The sequence below is a fragment of the Streptomyces sp. GbtcB6 genome (assembly GCF_019091475.1).
In the GTDB taxonomy this organism is placed as follows: domain Bacteria; phylum Actinomycetota; class Actinomycetes; order Streptomycetales; family Streptomycetaceae; genus Streptomyces; species Streptomyces hyaluromycini.
Genome location: NZ_JAGXJL010000001.1, coordinates 563,765 through 578,560 on the forward strand (window position 1 = coordinate 563,765; position 14,796 = coordinate 578,560).

At 71.4% G+C, this 14,796-nt stretch carries 14 protein-coding genes; 3 read left to right on the top strand and 11 right to left on the bottom strand.

Annotated elements, in window-relative coordinates; all coding sequences use genetic code 11:
- The first annotated feature begins 169 nt into the window (after positions 1-169).
- On the top strand, positions 170-1,897 hold the full coding sequence (locus tag KVT45_RS02555; protein ID WP_217544769.1) for an alpha/beta fold hydrolase: 1,728 nt from the start codon (positions 170-172) through the stop codon (positions 1,895-1,897).
- 46 nt (positions 1,898-1,943) lie between these two features.
- On the opposite strand, the gene KVT45_RS02560 is transcribed toward KVT45_RS02555, so the two are convergent.
- Positions 1,944-3,134 (bottom strand): beta-ketoacyl-[acyl-carrier-protein] synthase family protein, encoded by a 1,191-nt coding sequence (locus KVT45_RS02560; protein ID WP_308310622.1) that lies wholly within the window; start codon positions 3,132-3,134, stop codon positions 1,944-1,946.
- A 52-nt stretch (positions 3,135-3,186) separates the two neighbouring features.
- Positions 3,187-3,465: a hypothetical protein gene (locus KVT45_RS02565; RefSeq protein ID WP_217544771.1), complete on the bottom strand. Its 279-nt coding sequence runs from the start codon at positions 3,463-3,465 to the stop codon at positions 3,187-3,189.
- A gap of 220 nt (positions 3,466-3,685) precedes the next feature.
- On the opposite strand from KVT45_RS02565, the gene KVT45_RS02570 reads away from it, so the two are divergent.
- On the top strand, positions 3,686-4,210 hold the full coding sequence (locus KVT45_RS02570) for a helix-turn-helix domain-containing protein (protein ID WP_308310623.1): 525 nt from the start codon (positions 3,686-3,688) through the stop codon (positions 4,208-4,210).
- A 75-nt stretch (positions 4,211-4,285) separates the two neighbouring features.
- On the opposite strand, the gene KVT45_RS02575 is transcribed toward KVT45_RS02570, so the two are convergent.
- From KVT45_RS02575 to KVT45_RS02610, 8 genes are all read right to left on the bottom strand, one after another.
- Complete coding sequence (locus KVT45_RS02575; RefSeq protein ID WP_217544773.1) at positions 4,286-5,020, bottom strand: response regulator transcription factor; 735 nt, start codon at positions 5,018-5,020, stop codon at positions 4,286-4,288.
- 11 nt (positions 5,021-5,031) lie between these two features.
- Positions 5,032-6,459: an MFS transporter gene (locus tag KVT45_RS02580; RefSeq protein WP_217544774.1), complete on the bottom strand. Its 1,428-nt coding sequence runs from the start codon at positions 6,457-6,459 to the stop codon at positions 5,032-5,034.
- 62 nt (positions 6,460-6,521) lie between these two features.
- Positions 6,522-7,490 carry a ThiF family adenylyltransferase gene (locus KVT45_RS02585; protein WP_308310624.1) on the bottom strand — a complete coding sequence of 323 codons (969 nt, stop codon included), beginning with the start codon at positions 7,488-7,490 and terminating at the stop codon, positions 6,522-6,524.
- The gene (locus KVT45_RS02590; RefSeq protein WP_217544775.1) at positions 7,487-8,476 is read right to left on the bottom strand and encodes a hypothetical protein; all 990 of its coding nucleotides are present in this window, start codon (positions 8,474-8,476) and stop codon (positions 7,487-7,489) included. Before KVT45_RS02590 ends, KVT45_RS02585 begins: the two co-directional genes overlap by 4 nt.
- Positions 8,473-9,702 (bottom strand): acyl-CoA dehydrogenase family protein, encoded by a 1,230-nt coding sequence (locus tag KVT45_RS02595; protein WP_308310625.1) that lies wholly within the window; start codon positions 9,700-9,702, stop codon positions 8,473-8,475. Before KVT45_RS02595 ends, KVT45_RS02590 begins: the two co-directional genes overlap by 4 nt.
- Before the next feature lie 58 nt (positions 9,703-9,760).
- Positions 9,761-10,129, bottom strand: coding sequence for an SCP2 sterol-binding domain-containing protein (locus KVT45_RS02600; RefSeq protein ID WP_217544776.1), 369 nt, complete (start codon positions 10,127-10,129; stop codon positions 9,761-9,763).
- Between the two features lie 284 nt (positions 10,130-10,413).
- Complete coding sequence (gene glpK, locus KVT45_RS02605; protein WP_217544777.1) at positions 10,414-11,934, bottom strand: glycerol kinase GlpK; 1,521 nt, start codon at positions 11,932-11,934, stop codon at positions 10,414-10,416.
- A 51-nt stretch (positions 11,935-11,985) separates the two neighbouring features.
- Entirely contained in the window at positions 11,986-12,753 is a 768-nt protein-coding gene (locus KVT45_RS02610) for an IclR family transcriptional regulator (RefSeq protein ID WP_217544778.1), read from the bottom strand.
- Positions 12,754-12,952: 199 nt separating this feature from the next.
- On the opposite strand from KVT45_RS02610, the gene KVT45_RS02615 reads away from it, so the two are divergent.
- Positions 12,953-13,378 (top strand): ATP-binding protein, encoded by a 426-nt coding sequence (locus KVT45_RS02615; protein ID WP_217544779.1) that lies wholly within the window; start codon positions 12,953-12,955, stop codon positions 13,376-13,378.
- Positions 13,379-13,410: 32 nt separating this feature from the next.
- On the opposite strand, the gene KVT45_RS02620 is transcribed toward KVT45_RS02615, so the two are convergent.
- Entirely contained in the window at positions 13,411-14,787 is a 1,377-nt protein-coding gene (locus KVT45_RS02620) for a PP2C family protein-serine/threonine phosphatase (RefSeq protein WP_254646146.1), read from the bottom strand.
- Positions 14,788-14,796 lie beyond the last annotated feature (9 nt).

The window sequence follows — 14,796 nt, forward strand, 5'->3', positions numbered from 1 at the left end:
CAAGAACGGCTTGCACACATGAGCACATCGTCCCGATCGTGCGGTCCAGGCATGGTTCGTCCGCTTCGCCCCCGGTGTTTCGGTACGGTGGGAGCCGCTCCGCGGGCGGGGCCCCTGGTCCGGTTCCCGGAGCCCTGACACGGCATTCCGGCCCGGACAAGGAGACAGCATGCTCTCGGACTCGATCGTCTTCGGCGCCGGGGGCTTCATCGGCCGCTCCCTCGTGGCGGAACTCCTGCGCGGGGGCCACCGGGTGGCGGCCGCCGTGCGCGGTTCCGGCGACGGGCTGACGGCGTGGCTCGACGGGCAAGGGGTCGACCGTACCGCGCTGACGGTGGTCCGGGCCGACATCACCACCCCCGGTCTCGGTCTGCCCGAGGACGGGCTGTCCGGGATCCGCGACGTCTACAACACCGCCGCGCGCTTCGCGTTCGGCATCACGGCGGCCGAGGCGCGGGCGGTCAACGTGACCGGCGCCGTACACGTGGTCTCGTGGGCGGCGGGCCTGCCGGAGCTGCGCCGGGTGGTCCACATCAGCGGCTACCGCATGGCCGCCGCCGCGGACGGGCGGCCGCCGGACTACCGGCGGCAGGGTGCGTACGAGGCGTCGAAGCAGGAAGGCGACACCGCGGTGCGGGAGCGCGCCCGCGCGCTGGGGGTGCCGCTGAGCATCGCCAATCCCAGTACGGTGATCGGGCCGGGACAGTACCTCGGCCTGGCCGAGGTGGTCTCCGGTCTTTGGCAGGGCCGGCTGCGGGCCCTGCCCGGCGGTCCCGGCATCTTCCTTCCGGTGGTGACCCTGGACCACTTCGTCAGGTTCCTGGCCGCTCTTCCGCAGGACCCCGGGAGCGCGGGCCGCACCTACTGGGTGCTGGACGACTCGACCCCCGAACTGCCGGCGCTGGTCGGCCTGCTCGCGGAGCACATGGGGGTGCGCCCGCCCCGCCGCTCGATCCCGGTGGGCCTGCTGCGCAGGCTGCCCCGCGCGATCACCCGGGCGGATCCCGAGACCCTGTCGTTCCTGTCCGCCGACCGCTACGACACGGCCGCCGCCCGTGCCCTGTCCGCGGCACACGGACTGTCCATGGCGCCGGTGCCGACGGCGCTGCGCCAGTGGGCCGACGACCTGGTCGCCACCCGCTTCGGCCGCTCCGCCCGGTCCCGCGGGCCCTACGGCTTCCACAGTGTGGCCGGTACCCGTACCTGGGTGACGGGAGAGCGGCGGCGCCCCGGATACGTGCTGCTGCACGGACTCCTGCTGAGCGCCGACGCCTGGGCGGGGGCGGCGGACCACTTGGACGCGCCCGTCCTCGCTCCCGACCTGCCCGGCTTCGGCAGGTCGGGAGCGGGCGAGGCATCTCTCGACGACTGGCTCGGCGACCTGCTGCGCCCGGTGGAGACCCGGCCGGTGCTCGTGGCGCACTCGCTCGCGTGCGGTCCCGCACTGCGGTGCGCCGCGGCCCGGCCCGACCGGTTCGCGGCCCTCGTGCTGGTCGCACCGGCCTTCCTCCAGCGGCCGTCCGCCGCGTCGCTGCGCTCGCCCCTGGCCGTACCGCTGCTGCGGGCGGCTCCCGCCGCCCGCCTGGCCCGTTCGCTCGGTCTGCCCGAGGGCCCCGGACTGGACGCCCTCGCGCTGGACCTGCGGCGTGCGGGGACGTCGCGCCGGGTGGTCGCCGCCGTGCGCGACGCCCACCGGCAACGTGCGGAACTGCGCCGTGCACTGCGGGAGTTGCGGATGCCCGTGGACATCGTCGTCGGGTCGGCGGATCCGCTGGCCGAGCCCGTGGACACGCCGGTCACGGTGATCGAGGCCGCCGGGCACTGTCCCCAGCTCACCCATCCGGCCGCCGTCGCACGCCTTCTGACGTCCTGCCGGGACCGGGCCGCCGCACGATAGCCGCGGCCCGCCGGGCCCGGGCGTCTGCGGTGGGCTCCCCCGCGTACTACCTCGTGAAGGCGAGGACCACGTTGTGTCCCCCGAATCCGAACGAGGTGGACAGGGCCGCCCGGGCGGATGCCCGCCGCGGCCCGCCGGACACCAGGTCCAGCTCGATCCCGTCCGACGCCTTCTCCAGGTTGCGGACCGGCGGGATCAGGCCGTGCACCAGGGTGAGGACGGTGAAGACGGCCTCGACCGCTCCGGAGGCGCCCAGGAGGTGGCCGGTGGCGGACTTGCAGGCGGTGACCGCAGGATGCGGGCCCACGGCCTCCCGTACGGCCCTCGCCTCGGTGACATCGCCCAGGGGCGTACCGGTGGCATGCGCGTTCACATGGTCGATGTCGGCCCCGGTGAGACCGGCGTCCCGCAGCGCCGCCCCGATGGCCCGCGTCTGGCCCTCCACGGCGGGGAGCGTCACGTCGTACGCGTCGGACGTGACTCCCGCACCCGACAGGGTCGCGTGCACGTGCGCGCCGCGGGTCCGCGCGAAGTCGGCGCGTTCCAGTACGACCATGCCGGCGCCCTCGGACATGACGAACCCGTCGCGTTCCTGGTCGAACGGCCGGGACGCCAGGTCAGGGGCGTCGTTGCGCAGGGAGAGGGCGCGCATCCGGGCGAACGCGCCGAGTGCGAGCGGGTGCAGGCAGGCGTCCGTACCGCCCGCGACGACCACGTCGGCACGGCCGGAGCGGATCAGCAGCGTGCCGACCGCCAGCGCCTCCGCACCGGACGCACAGGCGCTGGTCGGGGCGTGCGTGCCCGCCCGGGCCCCCAGCAGCAGGCCGACCGCCGCGGCACTGCCGTTGGGCATCAGCATGGGCACCGTGTACGGGGAGATGGCGCGTGGGCCCCGTTTCTCGAGCCGGTCGTCCTGTTCGAGGAGGGTGAGCCCGCCGCCGATGCCGGTCCCCACGACCACCGCGAGCCGTTCGGCCTCGACCCGCGGCTCGCCGGCGTCGGTCCACGCCTCCCGGGCCGCCACCACCGCGGCCGCCTGACTGCGGTCCAGCCGCCGCCGCTGGATCCGGTCCAGCCGTGCGGCGGGGTCCTCGCACATGCCTCCGGCGATACGGACCGGCAGCTGTTCGGCCCAGGGGGCGTCCAGCCGGGACACGCCGGACCGGCCGGACAGCAGCGCCGCCCAACTGGACGGAACGTCACCGCCGAGCGGAGTGGTCGCTCCGAGACCCGTCACCAGCACATCGGTACCCGGGGGTGTACGCCGGCCGGTACGGGGCCGGTTCGCTTCAGTGGTCGCGGGCAGCATGGCGGGTTCCTTCCGCACGGTGTTCCTGTCTCTTGCCTTGCGTCGCCGGCGGCAGGTCCCCCGGCGTCTCCCAGGAAGCTCGGGGAAGCCCGGCCGTCACCAGCGCCATGATGGCGATCAGCAATTCCCCGGCAGTGAGAATGTCTTCGGCGTTTTCCATGCCTTTTTCGGCACCTTCGAATATCGACCGTATTCTTCGACGCATCCGCCCGGAGAAATCTACTCGCTCGAAACGGTCCGGCGCTTCACTCTTTTTCACGAGATCGGGGCAGGTCAGGGATACCCCACAAAGGACCATTAGGATGATTAACAGCCCGCCACCTGTCCTATTTTATGCAGATACCCTGGCAGCGCGCCCTCTAATGCAGTTGTTGCAGCGACGCTTGGACCCCCTGCATAGTGAGGTAGTAATGCCGCAGGGGAAGCGAAGCCAACAGGACCCCGCATTATTCCACCCATCCGAAAGGGGAAGTCAATTCGTGCCTCAATACAGTGAGGGGCAGTTATTCTCAGCCACTCAGGACGTACGTGTCCTGCGCTGGCCGGTCGAGGTGCAGGAACTGGAGCAGTTGCGGCGCCGGGGAACCCTCCGGCTCCTCGTGGTGGAGAACGGCGCGACTCCACCGGTTCCCAGCGACTCGCGGGAGGACTGGATCCGGGCGCCGGTCAGCCGGGCCGACTTCGCCGCCCGGGTCGCGGCGCTCCGGGCCAGAGCTGGCACGCACCGGATCCCCGTCCTCGACCAGGACGGGCTGCTCCGGTACGGCACCCGGATGGTGCCCGTGTCGGCGACCCAGATGAACCTGCTGCAGCCGCTGGTCGAGCGGTACGGCACCCTGGTGGCCCGGCACGAGCTGATCGCCCTGCTCCATGCGCGGCGCGGCACGGCCAGCCAGAACGCCCTGGACCTGCACATCATGAGAATCCGCCGCAAGGTGGTCGCCCTCGGACTGCGTATCAGGACCGCCAACGGACGGGGATATCTCCTCGAATCCAGCGACTGATCTTCACAACGGCCAACGAAACGAGCCCTGTTGAGCGCCGTGCGCTCAACAGGGCTCGCGCGGAGCACCGCAGGCTCACTGGAGCGCCCCCGGAGCGCTGGAGCCGGTCCGCCGCCGTACGGGCTCCCGGCAGGGCGGTGCCATCAGGCCCATCCGATAGGCGTGGATGACCGCGTGCACCCGGTTGCGCAGGTTGAGTTTTTCCAGCAGCCGTTGCACATGGGATTTCACGGTGTTTTCGCTCAGCACCAGCACGGCGGAGATCTCCGTATTGCTCAGCCCCTGGGCCAGCAGCCGGAACACCTCCCGCTCGCGCCGGGTCAGCGACTCGAATCCCGCCGCCCCCTCCATTGGGACGCCAGGGAATTCCGCGGCCTCGGGAAACCGGCCGTCGCCGCCCGCCGCGGGCCCCTCGTCGTCGAAGAAGATCCGGTATCCGGCCGCCACGACGTGAATCGCGGACAGCAGCTGTTCCGGGGTGACGCGGTGGAGTACGACTCCGTGCACTCCGGCCCGCAGGGCCCGCCGGGCACCCGGGCCCCCCTCGTGGGCCATGAGCAGGACACCGGGCACCCTTCCGCCGCAGCACTCGGACAGTTCCTCGACCAGTTCCACGGCGTCGGCGGGGCCCGCAAGGGCGCCGGCGAGCAGCAGATGCGGTCGGAGTTCGCGGGCCTTCCCCACCGCGCTCGCACGGTCGGCCACCTCTCCGACCACCTCGATACCGCCGTCCTCGTCGAGGACGGACCGGATTCCGGTGCGGGCGATGGACCGGTCGTCCACCAGCAGGATCCTGATCGGTGAGTTCATCGCCGTCCCCCTCACACCAGGTCACCCACGCACCCCGGCACGGCCGGTTCGGGGCCGGCGGAGCGGCCGTCGCGGGGGCGCCGCGGTACCAGCAGGACCGCCAGCGCTCCGCAGGCGATCAGGGCCACGCCGGTCCACACCGCCGGAACCATGCCGTCCGTGAACCGGTCCGCCGTCGTCAGGTCTCCGTGCGCGGAGAACACCGAGGCGAGCACCGCGATACCGAGCACCCCGCCGAGTTCGCGCAGCGCGCTGATCGCCCCGGAGGCCATGCCGCGCTCCCCCGCGTCGACCGCGCTCATCACCATGTTCGCGGTGGGCGAGAAGTAGAAGGTCATTCCCAGACCGCACAGGACCAGTGCGGGAATCAGCGACGGATAGGGAACCCCGGGCGAGACACGGGCGGCGATCCACCCCAGTCCGAGGGCCTGGAAGGCCAGACCGAGCGCGACGATGGTCCGGCCGCCGACGCGGTCGGAGACCAGGCCCACCAGGGGGGCGACGAAAACGGGCACCGCGGTCCACGGGAGGATCCGCAGACCCGCCTCCAGGGGTGTGTAGCCCCGTGGCCCCTGGAGGAACTGGGTGAGCAGGAAGACCGACCCGAACATGCCGGCGAACATCAGCAGCCCGGCGACGTTCATCGCACTGAACGTCCGGTGGCGGAACAACTTCATCGGGAACATGGGGTGTTCGGCACGCCGCTCCCAGCGGACGAAGGCGACCAGGAGGGCCGCGCCGCCCGCCAGCGACAACAGGACGCGAACGCTGGTCCAGTGGTCCGCGTGACCGTTGATGATGCCGAAGACGATCCCGAAGAGCCCGGCACTGGCCAGGACCGTGCCCAGCAGGTCCAGGCGGGGGCTGGGGCCGTGGCTCTCGGCGAGCTTCCAGCGGGCGACCGGCAGCACCACCGCGCCGATCGGCTCATTGATCCAGAAGATCCACTGCCAGCTCAGGTGCTCCACCACGGCTCCGCCGAGGAGCGGGCCCATGGCGATCGCCACGCCCTCCACGGCGCTCATCGCGCCCAGCAGGGCACCGCGCCGCCGGACGGGCGCCGCGTCCGTGAGGATCGTCAGGTTCAGCGGCATCAACAGCGCGGCGCCCAGGCCCTGCACGGCGCGCGCGGCGATCAGGGCGCCGATGCCGGGGGCGAGCGCGGCGCCGGCCGACGCGACGACGAAGACGCCCATCCCGATGCCGAACATCCGCCGCCGGCCGAACCTGTCCCCGAGGGCCGCACCGGTCAGCATCAGCACCGAGTAGGTGAGGGTGTAGGCGTTGACGGTCCACTCCAGCTGCTGGATGCTCCCGCCGAGGTCCCCGCGGATCGACGGCAGGGCCGTGATGACGACGAGGTTGTCGAGCGACACCATGGCCACGCCCAGGCCACAGCAGAGGAACGTCCACAGCACGTTCCGTTGCCGAACACTCATGTCCACCTCCGTGGTCGGAATGGCTGCGCGGGTGCAGGGGGCATGACCTCGCCCGGCCTGCGTCACGGGGCCGCGTCGCGGTCCACCGCGGCCGGCGGGGTCCGGTCCGCGCCGGCACGACGGGCCAGGCGCAGGAGTTCCGGCAGCAGCGCCCCCAGTTCCACCGGCCATCGCGCCCGGGTGCGCCACCGCTCCCCGAGCGGCCTGGTCTTCTGGTGCACATCGAGACGGACCTCGGGCCGCACCCGCTGCCCGGCCAGCAGCCGTACCACCATGTGGGAGCTGATCACGCCGAACGCCATGGCCGTGTAGGCGACCTGCGGAAAGCTGTAGTCGGTCCGGGCATGGTTGGCCCGGATCTCGGCCAGCATGTCGGTCGGCACGTGCCGCAACGGCACGGCCCGGCGCAGCAGGTCCCACATGTCGTAGCGGTCCGTGTCGTGCGGGCCGATGGCCCCCGCGAACGGTTCGCGGATGTGGCGGTAGTCGTAGCAGCGGACGTACTGGGTGCCTGCCATGTCCCAGCCGGTGATCAGAGGCAGCCGGCGCCGCACGGCATGGCGGTGCAGCAGGAGTTTGGCCCGCCACCCCTCGGGGGTGGTGACGTCCACCCCGTCGATGATCACCTGGCAGGAGGCCGTCAGCTTCTCGGCGGTCCCCGGGGTGACCCCTTCGGTGAAGACCTCGACCGAGGCGTGGGGGTTGATCGCCCGTACCCGGTCCCCGGCCAGCGAGGCCTTGTTCCGGTCGAGGTCGGCGACGGTCGCCGACTGCCGGTTGAGATTGTTGAGTTCGTACGTCCCAGGGTCGGCGAGCACGAATTTCTGCAGGCCGAGCCGTGTCAGTGGTTCGACGGCGGCGCCCCCGATCGACCCGCAGCCGGCCACCAGGACGGTGGCCGTGCGCAGCGCCCGCTGGTCGGCCCCGGGCACCACCCCGGCGTTGCGGGCGGTCAGTTCGGCGTAGAACCCGGCTTTCGCCGCGGGCCCTTTGGCCGTCTCGGACAGCGGATCCCTGTCGCCGTTCGTCACCTGCGAACCCCTCCTCGTGCGGGATCGGGACGCTGTCCCGTACGCCTCCTGCGTGCCGCCAGCGTGGCGATCACGGCCTGCCACGAGGCCAGGTCGCTCGTTCCGTCGAGGTAGGAGCGGACCACGTCGCGGTACCAGGTCATGTCCGCGGGCACCGGGGCGACGAACGGCTTGGCCACGACCGTCTGCCGGTAGATCGGCGCCATGGGATCCGATTCGGCGAGGCACGGCGACGTGCCCTCGACGACGTGCAGGTCGAAGCCGACCAGCCGCAGATGGCGCAGGGCGACGTGCTCCTTGGCGTCGCCCAGCACGACGCGCACGTCGTCGCCCAGTCGGAGCAGCGCCTCGCCGATGCCGAGCATGAGGTGCCAGGGGACACGGGTGTGCTGCTCGTCCCGTGGCATCGTCTGGTCCCGCAGGAACCGTTTGAACTCGAAGGCCTGGTGGGTGCCCAGGCCGGGCCGTGCGTACCGGCCCAGCAGGTCGATGCCGTGCGCCGCCTCCGTCGGGAACGGGGTACGGCACGCGGAGTCCAGGGGCAGGCTCTCGGTGTCGGCCGAGCAGGCCAGTCCCACATAGCCGCGGATCTTCCCGGAGCGGGCGCACAGGGTGACGGTGTGGATGTTCTCCACGGGCGAGTGCGGCAGTGGTTCGTGGAACGCGGCGGTACGGTGGACCGCCGCGGCGGAGATCCAGTCCAGCCGGAGGTACTGGGCCAGGCGGAACCCCAGCATCCCCTTGAGGTAGCGGGAGGGGAACTGGCCGTCGCGGCCCGTGACGGTGACCAGTGCGCCGTGCGGGTCCTCGACGAGGGAGAGCGGGTCGCCCCTGAACTCCGAGGGCAGCCGCCGGTAGCTGAGCCGGTCGTGGAGCCTGATGATGTCCCGGGCGTAGCGCCGGGCGCGGGGGTCCCCGTTGCCGGCGGGCTCCGGGGCGAAGGTGCCGCGTAAGGCGGGGCCGGCGGCTCGGCCGGCGGCGCTCACCACTCGTCCTTCTCTGCGTAGAGGCTGTCGGTGACGGCGAGTGCCAGGACCTCGGGGGTGCCCTCGTAGATCCGGGTGCCCAGCGCGTCCCGCATCATCTTCTCCACGCCGTAGGAGCGCAGATAGCCGCGCGCGCCGAGCAGGGAGAGGGCCGTCTCCGCCACGTCGATCGCGGTCCGGTCCGCGAACAGCTTGGCCGCGGCCGGTTCGTAGACCGGCGGCGGCAGCTCGTTGTCGACCTTGTCCGCCGCACGCAGGTACAGCAGGCGGGCGGCGTCGACCTTGGCGGCCATGCCGGCCAGCTTCGCCGCCGTGAACTGCTGGTCCTTGAGGTGCCGCCCGCCCTGGACCCGTTCACCGCACCAGGCGATGGCCTGTTCCAGGGCGCTGCGCGCCACCCCCGTGGAGATGCCGGCCACCGCGGCGCGCGCCATGTTGCTCTGCGCCATGTTGATGGCCATGCCCTCGCCCTCCGCGCCGATCATGTACTCGGCGGGCACCCGGACGTCGTGGAACTCCAGCTCGCTGCCCAGGCAGGCGCGGTATCCCATCTTGTCCGCCACGGGCCCGCGGACCACACCGGGAAGGTCGAGGGGGACGATGAAGGAGGTGAGCCCGGTCGCCCCCGGGCTGCCCGCCATGTTGGCGAACACGGAGGCGAACGCGGCGACCTTCGCGTTGGTGATGAACCGCTTGCGGCCCGTCAGCACGTACTCGTCGCCGTCCCTGCGGGCGGTGGTGACGTTGCGCGCGTGCTCGGCATGGTCGGGGACGATGAGGTCGCAGCCCGCGTCCTCCTCGGTGACCGCGTTGCAGGCGAGGACCGGTTCGTCGCCGGAGAACAGGGGCAGGAAGCGGGCCTGGAGGCGCGGATCGCCGGAAAGCAGGATCGGCGCCTGGCCGAGCAGGGTGGCCCCGAAGATCAGTGCCGTGCCCGGGCAGGCCGCGGCGACCTCCTCCAGCGCGGTGGCGACGCCCAGCATCCCCACCCCCAGACCGCCGTATTCCTTCGGAATCGCCGCGCGGGTGAGACCGACCCGGTGGCCGTGACCGACGAGGTCCCAGTCGAAATGCGCCGCCGGTTTCTGGTCCAGTTCCTGGACGCGGGGTTTGACGACGTTCCGGGCGAATTCCCTGGCGGCCGCCCTGAACTGCTCGACACCCTCCGGGAGTACGTCGAAGTTCAGCGCGGCCTCGGACACGGATTCGGAGAGAGCGGTGTTCACGTGCGTGTCACTCCTTGTGCGTTGGTTCGGTGTTCGGGACGGGTCGCCCGGCAACGGTTCACGCGGCGATGCCGGCGGCGGCCGCGATCTCGGGGTACCGGTCGAACGCGGGGCGCAGCATCGGCACCAGTTCCAGCACCTTGGCGACCTTGCCGCGGATCCGGAGCCGGCCCGTGGCGATGGCAACGGGCACCATGAGCTGCCCCATCCACAGCGCGTGGGCCGTGTCGCAGGACATCCGGAGCGTGATCGCCGCCGGCCCCGCCTGCTCCTCGCCGACGCGGACGCCCTGCGGTGCCACGAAGATCTCGCAGTCGGGCCTCGTGTGGACGAGCCGGACGGACAGGCCTTCCTGCCGGGCCCGCGCCACGAAATCGTCGTCCTCCAGCAATACGGCGAACAAACTGCTGAAGACCTTCACGGCCATTTCACTGGACGGAAATACTGACATGTTCCCCCTTCGCTCTTCGCTCGCTTCTCATGCACGAAAGCGCCCACGAAAGAACGTTAGGGGCCGTCACGACCGGCTTCCACCGTGCCAACATAAGGCCGAAGGGAAGCGGACAGGACTCGGAAAGGAGACGTGATAACCGGGTGGTGAAAAACAGATAACGGAAAGGAAATTCACCCCAAAGCCCTTCGCGGGTTTCCGTACGCACCAACCGCAACACGCTGCGTCTGTGACCCGGCGGTCCCCACCGAAGTCGGTGCTCAGGGAGACCCGGGCCGTCTTATCCAGCCCAGCGACCGTTCGACGGCCCGCTGCCAGTTGTCGTACTCCGACTCCCGGTGGCCGGGGTCCATTCCCGGCAGCCATCGGGCGGCCGGGTGCCAGTTGCGGCGCAGGACCTCGAGGTCCGGCCAGTAGCCCGCGGCGAGCCCGGCGGCGTACCCGGCCCCCAGGGAGACCGTCTCGGAGACCATGGGCCGTACGACGGGCACGTCGAGCACATCGGCGACGAACTGCATGAGCAGGTTGTCCGCCGTCATGCCGCCGTCCACCTTCAGCTCCTTCAGCGGCACCGAGGAGTCGGCGTTCATGGCGTCGACGACCTCGCGCGTCTGCCAGCCCGTGGCCTCCAGGACGGCCCGGGCCAGGTGCCCGCTGGTGATGTAGGAGGTGAGGCCGACGATGACGCCGCGCGCGTCGCTGCGCCAGCGGGGGGCGAACAGGCCGGAGAAGGCGGGGACGATGTAGCAGCCGCCGTTGTCCTCGACGGTCCGCGCGAGTGTCTCGATCTCCGGCGCGCTGTTGATCAGCCCCAGCCGGTCGCGGAACCACTGGACCAGGGCGCCGGTGACGGCTATCGACCCTTCCAGGGCGTAGACGGGTGCCCGGTCCCCGATCTTGTAGGCGACCGTCGTGAGCAGTCCGTGCCGGGACCGGATGACGTCGGTACCGGTGTTGAGCAGCAGAAAGCTGCCCGTGCCGTAGGTGCACTTGGCTTCGCCCGGGGAGAAGCAGGTCTGGCCGAAGAGCGCCGCCTGCTGGTCGCCGAGTGCGGCGGTGATGGGCACGCCGGAAAGCACCGAGCGGGCTTCGCCGTAGGTCTCCGCGTTGGAGCGGATCGCGGGCAGCATCGGCCGGGGGACGCCGAAGAACGCCAGGAGTTCCTCGTCCCAGGTGAGCGTGCGGATGTTCATCAGCATGGTGCGGCTGGCGTTGGTGGCGTCGGTGATGTGCAGACCGCCGTCGGCAGCCCCGGTGAGGTTCCAGATCAGCCAGCTCTCCATCGTGCCGAACAGCACCTCGCCGTCCTTCGCACGCTGTTCCAGGCCCTTGACGTGGTCGAACAGCCAGCGGAGCCGCAGTGCCGAGAAGTAGGTGGAGGGCGGCAGCCCGCACCGGTCGAGGAAGAACTCCTCCCCGGGCCGTTCCCTGAGCTCCTCGACCAGCGGCGCCGTGCGCGTGTCCTGCCAGACGAGCGCCCGGCCCAGCGGGGTGCCCGTACGGCGGTCCCAGAGCACCGTCGTCTCCCGCTGGTTGGCCAGACCGATGGCGGCGACCTGCGCCGCGTCGACGGCCGTGCCGGCTCCGGACAGGGCCTCGGACACCACACGTCGCAGGTTCTGCCAGATCTCCACGGCGTCGTGCTCGACCCAGCCCGGTTTGGGGAAGTGCTGCTGGTGCTCGCGCTGCGCGACGGACACCAGCCGCCCGCCCCGGTCGAACAGGATGCATCGTGTGGAATTGGTGCCCTGATCGATGGACATCACATACCGTTCCACCATGATCGGGTCCGCCTTCCGATGGGTCGCGGAGTGAGCGCGGGGCCAGGGGGTTCACCAGCGGGCGGCGCCCAGGTCTCTGGAGATCGCCCGTGCGGCCTCCCGGATCAGTGTGATCAGGGCGGGCCGGGGGTGGCCCTGGCTGTCACAGACCCGCTCGACCGGGCCGGACAGTCCGATGGCACCGACGACAAGGCCGCCGTGCCCGCGGATCGGCACGGCGAGCCCGGCCTCGCCCATGCTCATTTCCTGTATCTCGGCGGCCCAGCCCACCTCCCGGACCTCGGCGAGTGCCCGGGTGAGCTGCTCCCGGGTGACCAGGGTGTGCCTGGTGTACGCCTCCAGGCCCGAATCCAGGGCGGACTCGAAGGGCGCGGTCCCGTACGCCAGCAGCACCTTGCCCAGCGAGGAGGCGTGCAGCGGCAGCAGCGAGCCCACGTCCAGGGTCTGGAGCGTGTCGTCCGGCCGGAACACGTGGTGGACGACCAGGACCATGCCTTCCAGGGGGGTGCCCAGGCGCACCGCCTCCCCGCTGCGGGCGGCCAGGGCGTCGGCCCAGTTGATGGATCGGGACCGCAACTCGTTGACGTCGAGATAACTCGTGCCCAGATGCAGCAGGGCGGCTCCGAGCTGGTACTTGCCGGTCGCCGCGTCCTGCTCCACGAAATCCACGTGCTGGAGCGTGCGCAGAATGCCGTGGGCGGTGCCCTTGGCCAGCCCGAGGGAGGCCGCCACCTCTCCGAGCCCGAGTCGGCGGGGCCCACCGGCGAGCAGGCGCAGAATCGCGGCCGCCCGTTCGATGGACTGGACCGGACCGGTCATGAATCGAGCCTATTACCGTATCGGAAGGTCTGCCGTACGTGCACAGGGCGCCGCGGCGCCGGCCCGGGAGGTTCCGTTCGGTAATGCCGACCCACGTTCATTGACCGACCCGGCGAGGCTCCTTAGCGTGCTATCAGGCCCGGCAACGTGCCGAGGCTCGTGATGCGGGGCCTGAGGCCCTCACCCCTGGAGACACGAGATGGCGGTACAGCTCAACACGCGGGTGCGGGGGGCAAGCGAATACGTCTTCCCGATGCCGCCCGTCGCCGGTGCCGTCCCGGACGTACGTCGACGGGCGGCCGCAGTCCTGGCCACCTGGAAGGTGTCCCCGGACGTCGTCGAGGACGCGCTGCTGGTGATATCGGAACTGCTCACCAACGCGATGGTGCATGCCCTGCCCCCGGCGGTGCTGCGGCTTTCGTGGATGCGCGACGCCGGACTCGGCACCCTGCGCATCGAGGTCACCGACGCGGGTCCCGCGCGTACGGCGGGACAGCCGCCCGCGGGGATCGACCCGGACGAGCACGGCCGGGGCGAGGGCATCGTGCACGCGCTGGCGACTCGGTACGGCATCCATGTGCGTCCCGGCGCGGTCACCCGGTGGGCGGATCTCGTCGCGGTGTGAGGAGGCGGGGGCCTGCGCAGGTTCCCTTCCCGTCAGCGGCCGGGTCCCGAGGAGAACGCGGCGTCCGTCCGCTGGGCCGACCAGCGCCTTCCACCGTCCGGGCCGCCGGTGGCGGACCGGCTGCGCGACACCACGGAGACGGTCCCGCGGCCGTCATGCCCTTCCGGTCCAGGTCCGGATCCGGGTTCCCCTTCCGGTCCGGCGCCAGGTTCCGATGCCGATTCCGGGACGGCCGTTCCCTGTACCTCCGATGCGGACGGCACCGGTTCGCCCACAGCCTGCATCTGGAGCAGGAGCAGCGCCGCGTCGTCGTGCAGCCGGCCGCCCACGTGCGCCAGCAGTTCGTCATGGACCGCGGAGAGGATGTGCTCCGGCTCGCCGGACACATGCCGGGCCACCCTTTCGGCCAGCGGGTAGAACTCGCGGTCGCGGTCGCGGGCCTCGATGACCCCGTCGGTGTAGAGCAGCAGCTGATCACCGTCGGAGAAGGGCAGGATCTCCAGACAGGGGGGCTCGCCGACGAGGGCACGCAGGCCGAGGGGCGGAGCCGGACGGCTGGCCTCGACCGCTACGACGCCCCCTGACGCGGGTATGAGCAGGGGCGACGCGTGTCCGCAGTTGACCATCTCGAGCTGCCCGGCGCACGGGTGTCCGACGACCACCGCGGTGACGAAGTCGTCGGGCCCGAGGTTGCGGGCCAGGCTCCGCTCGATCCTGCCGACGACGGCAAGGAGATCGGGCTCGTCATAGGCGGCCTCGCGAAAGACACCGAGGACGAGCGCGGCGATCTCCACAGCCGGCAGCCCCTTGCCGCGTACGTCGCCGACGATCAGCCGGACCCCGTGCGGGGTGGGCACCAGTGCGTAGAGATCACCGCCGATACGGGCCTCCGCCGCCGCCGCGCTGTAGCGGACCGCGACCCGGAACGGGCCGACGGTCTCCGGGATGGGCTTGAGAACCGCGTGCTGGGCGGCCTCCGCGACCGAGCGGACGGCGGCGAGCACCCGTTCCCGGCGGCCGCGCAGTGCGCTGGCCAGGGCGCTCGCCAGGGTGACGGCGAGCAGTGCCGAGAGCACGGCCGCCAGTTCATGCCCCGGACCGGCCTCCCTGACCCCCAGGGTCGCGCCCAGCACCGCGGCGAGGAGTCCCACGAACAGGACGCCTCGGGGACCGTTGGTGCTGGCGGCCAGCGCCGGCCCGGCCGCCAGCAACGGCAGCCAGAACATCCCCGACCCGGCGAAGACGTCGACGAGCGCGATGCCGGAGACGATCAGAACCGGCACCACGGGCATTCCGGCGGCCAGCTGTGAGGCGGCACGCCTGGGGACCGGCGCCCCGAAGCCTGTCACCGGTTTCCGGAGCGGCCGCAACAGCCAGTGGTTGCCACCATGGTCTCGCGCCTGCCTCATGTCTCTTCC

Coding starts and splice junctions, on each gene's coding strand:
- KVT45_RS02620 (WP_254646146.1), bottom strand. CDS start 14,787: ATGAGGCAGGCGCGAGACCATGGTGGCAACCACTGGCTGTTGCGGCCG.
- glpK (WP_217544777.1), bottom strand. CDS start 11,934: ATGGTGGAACGGTATGTGATGTCCATCGATCAGGGCACCAATTCCACA.
- KVT45_RS02610 (WP_217544778.1), bottom strand. CDS start 12,753: ATGACCGGTCCGGTCCAGTCCATCGAACGGGCGGCCGCGATTCTGCGC.
- KVT45_RS02615 (WP_217544779.1), top strand. CDS start 12,953: ATGGCGGTACAGCTCAACACGCGGGTGCGGGGGGCAAGCGAATACGTC.
- KVT45_RS02580 (WP_217544774.1), bottom strand. CDS start 6,459: ATGAGTGTTCGGCAACGGAACGTGCTGTGGACGTTCCTCTGCTGTGGC.
- KVT45_RS02555 (WP_217544769.1), top strand. CDS start 170: ATGCTCTCGGACTCGATCGTCTTCGGCGCCGGGGGCTTCATCGGCCGC.
- KVT45_RS02600 (WP_217544776.1), bottom strand. CDS start 10,129: ATGGCCGTGAAGGTCTTCAGCAGTTTGTTCGCCGTATTGCTGGAGGAC.
- KVT45_RS02575 (WP_217544773.1), bottom strand. CDS start 5,020: ATGAACTCACCGATCAGGATCCTGCTGGTGGACGACCGGTCCATCGCC.